Source organism: Allobosea sp. 01N443, assembly GCF_056399325.1.
In genome coordinates this window covers 20,979-28,674 of the sequence record NZ_JBFTRC010000055.1, presented here as the reverse complement: position 1 = coordinate 28,674, position 7,696 = coordinate 20,979, and the positions used below count along the sequence as shown (strand labels likewise).

Here is a 7,696-nt window from a genome sequence, read left to right as displayed (position 1 = left end):
GGCCGGCAAGCCCCAGACCTTCTTCCTGGCGCTAGCGATCATCATCGTCTGGGCAGCGTCGGGGCCCTTCTTCGGCTTCAATGACACCTGGCAACTCGTGATCAACACCTCGACCACGATTGTCACCTTCCTGATGGTCTTCATCATCCAGAACAGCCAGAACCGCGACACCGCAGCGATGCAGATCAAGCTCGACGAGCTTATTCTTCGGCTTGAGGGGGCTCGGGAGGAGCTGCTCGACCTTGAGGAACTCGACGAGGAGAAGCTCGAGGCGATGCGCGCGGAGTTCGAGAGGCTGGCGAGGAAGGCGAGGGAGAAAAACGGTGACTAGCTCCGGCTTGCCGGGAGAGCGAGGCATCGTCTATCGTCATGGCGTGATTTGTCCGCCCTTCGTCTCGATCTGGTATTTCGCCAATTACTCAGAGCTTTAGCATAAGCCCATACCTCAAGTGGGAGATGCAAAATGTCCTCTGATACCGCCTTGCTCGTGATCGATGTCCAGGAATCCTTCCGGCAGCGTGCCTATTTTGAAGAGACCTATGTGTCGCCCTTCATCACGCGGCTTCAGGCGCTCGTCGACGGAGCCAAGGAAGCTGGCATCCCTGTCGTCCAGATTTTCCACGTCGACCCGACCGGTCCCTTCGCCGAGAGTTCCGGCTACGTGAAGACCCTCGCGCCGCTCACGCTCGAACCAGATGCCGTCTTTCGCAAGGGGCGGCACAGCGCGCTCGTTGGCAGTGGGCTTGATGTCTGGCTGACCGAGAATGGCATTCGCCGCGTGATCGTCTCCGGCGTCCGCACCGAGCAGTGCTGCGAGACCACGACGCGCCACGCGTCGGACCTCGGCTATGAGGTCGATTATGTCGGCGAGGCGACCCTGACCTTCCCGATGACCGATGCCGCCGGCCGTCAGTGGAGCGCAGCCGAAATACGGGCGCGGACGGAGCTTGTTCTGGCCGATCGCTTTGCGCGCATCGCCACCGTCGAGGACGCTCTCACTCAGCGCAGCAAGAAGCTGGCAGCATGACGCGCGAGCAGCAGCCCGTCGAGGTGCCGGTCTATGTGCTCGTACCACCGCGCGTGCTGCTGCTCGATGTCGCCGGACCGATCGAGGTGCTGCGCCGGGCCAATCTGGAACAGGACGCCTTGCGCTTCACCGTGACCTATGCCGGGCCGCTGCCTGATGTCTGGAGTTCGATCGGCCTTGGCATGACAGCCATCGGTCCCTTACCAGCCTCCCTGCCAGACGGCTCGCTGCTTGTCCTGCCCGGCAGTGCCGATGCGCCTCTTGGCCATCAGGGCTCGAGCCGGGAGGAGGATGCGGTCCAGGAGGGGCAGATCGTCGCGTGGCTGCGGCGGGCGGTTCGTCCGGGCATCCGCTTCATCTCGATCTGCTCCGGAGCCCTGCTCGCGGGCCGCGCCGGGCTTCTCGACGGGTATGATTGCACCACGCATTATGACTGCCTCAGCGAACTCGCCGAGGCTGCGCCGGCGGCCCGAATCCTTGAGAACCGGCTCTATGTCGAGGATGGCGAGCGCCTGACCAGTGCCGGGATTACAGCCGGTATCGATCTGATGCTGCATGTCGTGGCGGGGATGGCGGGGCATGCCTGCGCGCTTGCCGTTGCACGCTATCTCGTCGTCTATCTCAGGCGTGCCGGCGCCGATCCGCAGCTTTCGCCCTGGCTCGAAGGCCGCAACCACATCCACCCTTCCGTGCACCGGGCACAGGATGCGGTGGCGGCCGACCCGGTGCGCGACTGGTCGGTGAGTACGCTTGCCGATGCCGCCGCAACGAGCCCGCGCAATCTCTCGCGCCTGTTCAACGAACATGCGGGCATGAGCGTCACCGAATATGTCAATCGGATGCGGGTTGCCGTCGCGCGAGAGTTGCTGACCGGTTCCCGCCTCGACATCGAGGCGGTCGCTGAACGCGCCGGCTTTGCTTCACCTCGGCAATTGCGGCGGGCCTGGGGGCGCTTCCATAGTCTGCCGCCGAGCCGGATGCGGCAGAGCGAGGCTAATGCTGCGGGCTGAACCGGAGGTCAGACCACCGATGTCAGGCCGCCATCGACCATCAGCAGATGGCCGTTGACATAGTCGGACGCGGCCGATGAGAGGAAGATCGCGGCGCCGACCAGTTCCTTAGTCTCGCCCCAGCGCCCGGCGGGCGTGCGGCTCTTGACCCAGCCTGAGAAAGTTTCGTCGGCGATCAGCGCCTTGTTGAGCTCGGTGACGATGTAGCCGGGGCCGATCGCGTTGGTCTGGATGTTATGTTTGCCGAGCTCGGCGGCGAGACCGCGTGTCATCATCTTCACGGCGCCTTTGGTGGCGGTGTAGGGCACGATGGTAGGCCGGCCGAGCTCACTCATCACCGAGCCGATATTGACGATCTTGCCCCGGCCGCGCGGCACCATCCGCTTCGTCACGGCCTGCGTGACATAGAAGACCGAATGGAGATTGGTATTGATCAGGTAATGCCAGTCCTCGGCGGGGAACTCGGTGAAGGGCGCCCGCTTCTGCGTGCCGGCATTGTTGATCAGGATGTCGATCGGCCCGACCTCGGCCTCGATCGTGGCAATGGCCGCCTCGACGGCCTCCTGCTCGGTGACGTCGAAGGCAGAGATCGAGACCTTGCGGCCGGAATTGGCGATCGCGGCGCGTGCGGTCTCGAGCTTGCCCTTGTCGCGGCCGTTGAGCACGACATGTGCCCCAGCTTCGCTCAGACCTTCGGCCATGGCGAGGCCGATGCCCTGGCCCGAACCGGTGATGAGTGCGATCTTGCCTTCAAGGCTGAACAGCGAAAGCGACATGGCGTATCCTCGATGGCGCAGGTATGGCCGAAGAAATTCGATTTGCGCGGGCCCGCATAGCTTGGGTAAGCATCTTTCAATCGATTAGACAATTGCAGATCGGCCGAATCCGGCAAGGCCTTCCCTGGGAGAACCGCCATGCGCGCAGTCGTCATCCACGCCGCGAAGGACCTGCGGGTCGAGGAAAGGCCCGTGCCGGAACTCGGACCGCTGGATGTGCGTGTGCGGATCGAGGCGGGCGGGATCTGCGGCTCGGACCTGCACTACTACCAGCATGGTGGCTTCGGTACGATCCGCGTGCGCGAGCCGATGATCCTCGGCCACGAGATCGCAGGGACGGTCGAGGCGGTCGGCGGCGAGGTCTCGCGGGTCAGGTCGGGGGACCGTGTCGCCGTCAATCCGAGCCGGGCTTGCGGGCGTTGCCGCTACTGCCAGGCAGGCCAGCAGCAACACTGCACCGACATGCTGTTCTATGGCAGCGCCATGCGCTTCCCCCATGTCCAGGGCGGGTTTCGCGATGTGCTCGTCGTCGAGGAGCGGCAGGCGGTGAAGCTGCCTGCGCATGTGCCGGCGGCGCAGGCCGCCTTCGCCGAGCCGCTTTCGGTTTGCCTCCATGCCGCCAAGCGCGCTGGCCCCCTCCTCGGCAAGCGGGTCCTGGTGACCGGCTCCGGGCCGATCGGCGTGCTCACCGTGGTCGCTGCCAGGGCGGCGGGAGCCTCCGAGATCGTCGCGACCGACGTTGTCGACGGTCCGCTGCCGACGGCATTGAAGATGGGCGCGACGGGCGCGATCAACGTCATGGCGGAGCCGGAGCGGCTCAAGGCGGAGTACGGCGCGGAGAAGGGAACCTTCGACGTGATGTTCGAGGCCTCGGGTAACCAGCATGCGCTGACGGGTGCGTTCGACGTGGTGCGGCCCGGCGGGGTCATTGTGCAGATCGGCGTCGGCGGCAATTTCACCCTGCCGATGAACGTGCTGGTCGCCAAGGAGTTCGATCTGCGGGGCTCATTCCGCTTCCATGAGGAGTTCGACTGGGCCGTGGCGATGATCGGCTCGGGCAGCGTCGATCTCTCTCCGCTGCTGACGGCGTCGATCCCGGTCGAGCGGGCCGTCGAGGCCTTCGAGCTGGCTGGCGACAAGTCGCGGGCGATGAAGGTGCAGCTCGCCTTCGCCTGATCAACCGAGCCGCAGCGTCGGATGGCCCGTCTGGCCGTGCAGCGCGGGGTCGTAGACGACGAAGGTGTCGCGGCCGCCATGCTTGGCGGCATAGAGCGCGGCATCGGCATGGGCGGCCGCGCTCGACAGGGTTTCCAGCGGGCCGACGATGCAGGCGCCGATGCTCACGGTCGCGGTGATCGCCTGCGCCCCATTAAGCTCGATCGGGGCTGCCCTGATCTCGCTGACGATCTTGGCGGCAATCGCCGAAAGCGAGGCGAGCGAACTGTCGGCGATCAGCAGGATGAACTCGTCGCCGCCCCAGCGGGCGCAAATATCATAGTTGCGCAGCACGGCGGACATGCGGTGTACGACCTCGATGATCACCCGGTCACCGGCCTGGTGGCCATAGGTATCGTTGATCGTCTTGAAGTCATCGAGATCGACCAGGGCGAGCGCCGTCGGGCGCCCGGTGCGAAGGGCCCGGTTCTGCTCCTGGGCAAAGGCCCCTTCAAAGCCACGTCGATTCAGCACCGAGGTAAGCGGGTCGTGATGGGCGAGATGCTCGAGCGTCTCGGTGCGCTCCCGTACCATTGCCTCGAGTCGGTCGGTATTGTCGCCAACCGCGCGTGCCATCTCCTCGAGGGCGCGCGACAGGCGGCCGATCTCATCGTGGCCGGCGTCAGTGTCGGAAGCTGTGAACGAGCCGGCGCGGACGCGCATCACGGAGGCTTCCATCCGCGCCAGCCTGTCGAGAACGCTGCGTTTGAACAGCAAGGTCATCAGTGTGGCGGCAGTCATCAGGATGGTGGCCAGCAGCAATGCGATCGGAAGAAACAGCCTTCGATCGATGATCTGGTCGACATCCATCAGGCTGATGTTGAACCAGCCCAGGCGGTCGAGATAGCCCACTCCGACGAGCGTTTCGCGGCCGCTGACGGTCATGAAGCGTGAGCGGACGGGGGCTTCACCCCGCGCGACCTCAGCCATCATGCCGGTCAGCGCCGCACGGTCGGCTTCTTCGTCGACAAGGGCAAAGATCGTCTTCTTGGCCTTGAGGTCCTTTGTCAGACTATGAAAGTCGACAAGGCGCGGATCGCGATGCGCCTGCACCGCGCCGTTGCGGTCGACGAAGATGCTCTGCACGCCGACCTGCGGGATATCGACGACTTCGCGAATGAACTGGCTGAGATCGACGCCGGTCCCGATGATGCCGAGCTGCTTGGCCCCCTTGCTGATGATGCAGTTGATCCAGACCTTGGTGACTTTGAGATTGTCGTCGTGGTCGACATTGAGGTGGCAGCCGGAGCCGAGCGCCGCCGTCTTGTAGTACCAGCCGTCGCGCGGGTTCTCGCGTGAGAGGGTGTAGCGCCTGCGGGCGGTCTCGTAAGTGTTCTGCTTGTCGTTGAAGTAGTAGTTGCCGGAGCCGTCGAGCACGACGAAATAGCTGCGATCCTTGAACGAGAGCCGGTAATGCTCAAGTTCAGCGAGCCCGCGCTCGGATTTCTCGGGATCGTTCTCATCTGCCGCCCAGGCAAGAATGGCTGGGGAGCGCGCCACCGTTTCGGCCAGCGAGACCTCCCGCATCAGGGATTCCAGCCCGCGATAGCGATCGAACAGGATCTGCTTCTCGGCGAAGAGCGTGCCGAGTTTCTCGACCGTCGCGTTGACGATCCAGAGAAGAGCTGCGGTCGAGGGGATGGCGACCGCAAGCAGGGCGGCCAGGGTCAAGACGAGAACCCGGCCCCTCAACCCCGAGGTGAAGGCCGGCCGCGCGATATTCGCCCTCATCCCGAGCAGTGCCCCGACAGCGTCCGCCGAACCTAACTGGATGTCGTGATTCGACGCGTTTGATTCGGCCTGTTTCTGTCACGATGCTTGCACGGGTGAAGCTAGAAATCACCCGTGCGAGTGTCCAATCCAGCCGCAAAAGCTTAGAAGAGGCCTTCGATCTGTCCTTCCGCATCGATATGGATGCGTTCTGCGGCGGGCTCCCGGGGCAGACCGGGCATGGTCATGATGTCCCCGCAGATCGCGACGACGAAGCCGGCCCCGGCCGAGAGGCGAAGTTCACGAACCGGAACGATGTGGCCCGAGGGAGCGCCGCGCAACGTGGGATCGGCCGAGAAGGAGTATTGGGTCTTGGCCACGCAGACGGGAAGGTGTCCATGCCCGGCAGCTTCGAGTTCCGCGAAGCGCGCGCCGACCTTGGCGTCGTGGGAGATGCCAGCCGCGCCATAGATCTCTTCGGCAATGGTCTGCAGCTTGTCGCGCAACGGCATGGCATCTGGATAGAGCGGCGCGAAATCCGCCTCGTCATCGTCGGCCAGTGCGGCGACCTTGCGCGCCAGCTCCTCTGCGCCCGCGCCGCCTTCGGCCCAGTGCCGGCAGATCACGGCTTCGACGCCAAGATGGTTGCGGCAATAATGGCGGATCAGCTCATGCTCGGCATGGGTGTCGCTGTCGAAATTGTTGATCGCGACGATCGGCGGAACGCCGAATTTCCGGATGTTGACGACATGGCGCGTCAGATTGGAGAGCCCGGCTTCGAGCGCCTTCAGGTTCTCCTGGCCGAGCGCATCCTTGGCTGCGCCGCCATGCATCTTCAGCGCGCGGACGGTCGCGACCACGACAGCCGCGGCCGGCTTGAGGCCGGCCTTGCGGCATTTGATGTCGAAGAACTTTTCCGCGCCGAGATCGGCTCCGAAGCCGGCTTCGGTCACGACATAATCGGCGAGCTTCAGTGCGGCGCGCGTGGCGATCACCGAGTTGCAGCCATGGGCGATATTGGCGAAGGGGCCGCCATGGACGAAGGCGGGCGTTCCTTCCAGGCTCTGCACGAGATTCGGCATGAGCGCATCCTTGAGGAGGACGCTCATCGCGCCGGTCGCCTTCAGCTCGGCGGCAGTGATCGCGCGCTTGTCGCGGCTGCGGCCGACCACGATGCGGCCGAGCCGGTCCTCGAGATCGGCATGGTCGCGAGCGAGGCAGAAGATCGCCATGACTTCCGAGGCGACAGTGATGTCGAAGCCGTCCTCGCGTGGATAGCCGTTGCCATTGCCGCCCAGCGACGACACGATCTGCCGCAAGGCGCGATCATTCATGTCCATGACGCGGCGCAGCGCGACATTGCGGGCATCGAAGTCGAGCGCATTGCCCCAATAGATATGATTGTCGACCAGCGCAGCGAGCAGGTTGTGGGCGCTGGTGATGGCGTGGAAGTCGCCGGTGAAATGCAGATTGATCTGTTCCATCGGCACGATCTGCGCATAGCCGCCGCCGGCGGCCCCGCCCTTCATGCCAAAGCAGGGACCGAGCGACGGTTCGCGCAGCGCGATCATGGTACGCTTGCCGAGGCGAGACAGGCCGTCGCCGAGGCCAACCGTCGTGGTGGTCTTGCCCTCGCCGGCGGGCGTCGGGCTGATCGCCGTGACGAGGATCAGCTTTCCATTTGGACGCTGCTCGAAATCCGGGATCGCGGCGCCATCGATCTTTGCGATGTACTTGCCGTAGGGATGAAGGGCCTCTTCGGGAATCCCGACCCTTTCGGCGATGCTGGCGATGGGCGTGAGTTCGGTTGCGCGGGCAATTTCGATATCGGTCGGCATACGGTTTCCTTCGCCGCGTCGCGACCCAGACCGGAGCACGMGGAATCGGCGGTCACAGTGCCGTGAAACGGGCCATTCTGCCACTGCTTTCCCGGAACGCTGCGTCCATATTTTGGCACG

General features: G+C 64.4%; 7 protein-coding genes. 4 read left to right on the top strand and 3 right to left on the bottom strand.

Annotated features, from left to right (window positions below):
• The 3 genes from AC1DRP_RS15725 to AC1DRP_RS15715 form a co-directional block, all read left to right on the top strand.
• Window positions 1–331 (top strand): low affinity iron permease family protein (locus AC1DRP_RS15725; RefSeq protein ID WP_476768941.1); only part of this gene is annotated, 331 nt, incomplete at its 5' end.
• A gap of 132 nt (window positions 332–463) precedes the next feature.
• A complete protein-coding gene (locus AC1DRP_RS15720; RefSeq protein ID WP_476768940.1) occupies window positions 464–1,027 on the top strand; it encodes an isochorismatase family protein in 564 nt (187 codons plus the stop codon).
• Complete coding sequence (locus AC1DRP_RS15715) at window positions 1,024–2,037, top strand: GlxA family transcriptional regulator (RefSeq protein WP_476768939.1); 1,014 nt, start codon at window positions 1,024–1,026, stop codon at window positions 2,035–2,037. Before AC1DRP_RS15720 ends, AC1DRP_RS15715 begins: the two co-directional genes overlap by 4 nt.
• 8 nt (window positions 2,038–2,045) lie before the next feature.
• Here AC1DRP_RS15715 and AC1DRP_RS15710 read toward each other — a convergent pair whose 3' ends face one another.
• Window positions 2,046–2,813 carry an SDR family oxidoreductase gene (locus AC1DRP_RS15710; RefSeq protein ID WP_441507012.1) on the bottom strand — a complete coding sequence of 256 codons (768 nt, stop codon included), beginning with the start codon at window positions 2,811–2,813 and terminating at the stop codon, window positions 2,046–2,048.
• A gap of 138 nt (window positions 2,814–2,951) precedes the next feature.
• On the opposite strand from AC1DRP_RS15710, the gene AC1DRP_RS15705 reads away from it, so the two are divergent.
• On the top strand, window positions 2,952–3,989 hold the full coding sequence (locus AC1DRP_RS15705) for an L-idonate 5-dehydrogenase (RefSeq protein ID WP_476768938.1): 1,038 nt from the start codon (window positions 2,952–2,954) through the stop codon (window positions 3,987–3,989).
• On the opposite strand, the gene AC1DRP_RS15700 is transcribed toward AC1DRP_RS15705, so the two are convergent.
• A complete protein-coding gene (locus AC1DRP_RS15700; protein WP_476768937.1) occupies window positions 3,990–5,759 on the bottom strand; it encodes a sensor domain-containing diguanylate cyclase in 1,770 nt (589 codons plus the stop codon). It abuts the gene before it with no gap.
• A gap of 143 nt (window positions 5,760–5,902) precedes the next feature.
• The gene (locus AC1DRP_RS15695) at window positions 5,903–7,576 is read right to left on the bottom strand and encodes a formate--tetrahydrofolate ligase (protein ID WP_476768936.1); all 1,674 of its coding nucleotides are present in this window, start codon (window positions 7,574–7,576) and stop codon (window positions 5,903–5,905) included.
• Between the last annotated feature and the right edge of the window lie 120 nt (window positions 7,577–7,696).

What these genes read in the sequence shown, in the direction of transcription:
- AC1DRP_RS15710 (WP_441507012.1), bottom strand. Translation starts at nt 2,813, where the DNA reads ATGTCGCTTTCGCTGTTCAGCCTTGAAGGCAAGATCGCACTCATCACC.
- AC1DRP_RS15695 (WP_476768936.1), bottom strand. Translation starts at nt 7,576, where the DNA reads ATGCCGACCGATATCGAAATTGCCCGCGCAACCGAACTCACGCCCATC.
- AC1DRP_RS15720 (WP_476768940.1), top strand. Translation starts at nt 464, where the DNA reads ATGTCCTCTGATACCGCCTTGCTCGTGATCGATGTCCAGGAATCCTTC.
- AC1DRP_RS15705 (WP_476768938.1), top strand. Translation starts at nt 2,952, where the DNA reads ATGCGCGCAGTCGTCATCCACGCCGCGAAGGACCTGCGGGTCGAGGAA.
- AC1DRP_RS15700 (WP_476768937.1), bottom strand. Translation starts at nt 5,759, where the DNA reads ATGAGGGCGAATATCGCGCGGCCGGCCTTCACCTCGGGGTTGAGGGGC.
- AC1DRP_RS15715 (WP_476768939.1), top strand. Translation starts at nt 1,024, where the DNA reads ATGACGCGCGAGCAGCAGCCCGTCGAGGTGCCGGTCTATGTGCTCGTA.